Raw genomic sequence first — 677 nt, 5'->3', positions numbered from 1 at the left:
CTCAGGCTACTAGTAAAGGCTATGCCAATGACAGCAACCAATACGCCAATATGAGCAGTCTGTTGACCCCAATAGCTAAGACGCAGCTGACGCAGACCTTTAAAGAAATTAGGGGCGTTCTTGGTTTTGTCTCTAAAGTCAACGATCATCCATAGCAGTACCCAAAAGCTCACCGCTAAAGTCACGCCAATATTGAACATAGCAGATGGACTGGTAAAGTAGGCGATAATAGCAGCCAATACGATACTACTAGCGGCAATGGCGATACCCACCCCTAGTAACGGACGCTTATCTTGTTTCCAGCGAATATTAGAGCCCATACCCATAGCGATTAACAACAGCCATGTCAAAGGCACAAACAGCGCATTGAAGTATGGAGGCCCTACAGATACCTGACCGAGACTAAAGGCATCAGCGATAATAGGATAGAGGGTGCCGAGCAGCACCACTAAGGTTGCAATCAAAATGATGGCGTTATTGATCACTAAAAAGGACTCACGTGAAATCAGCTGATATTGACTTTCAACGGTTAAACGCCAACCGCGAACGGCAAACATTAATAGACCACTACCGATGATAATGCCAAGAATAGCTAAGATGACCAAACCACGCGTCGGATCAGCGGCAAACGAATGCACTGAGGTAAGGACTCCAGAGCGTACCAGGAACGTGCCAAG

The 677-nt window shown here is 46.7% G+C and carries 1 protein-coding gene; it reads right to left on the bottom strand.

Annotated elements, in window-relative coordinates; all coding sequences use genetic code 11:
* Positions 1-677: cytochrome c-type biogenesis CcmF C-terminal domain-containing protein (locus ACTXGO_RS15600; RefSeq protein WP_443575162.1), on the bottom strand; the 677-nt coding region annotated here is incomplete at both ends.

It is taken from the genome of Psychrobacter sp. T6-1, assembly GCF_052258445.1.
This window is presented reverse-complemented; position numbering and strand designations above follow the sequence as displayed.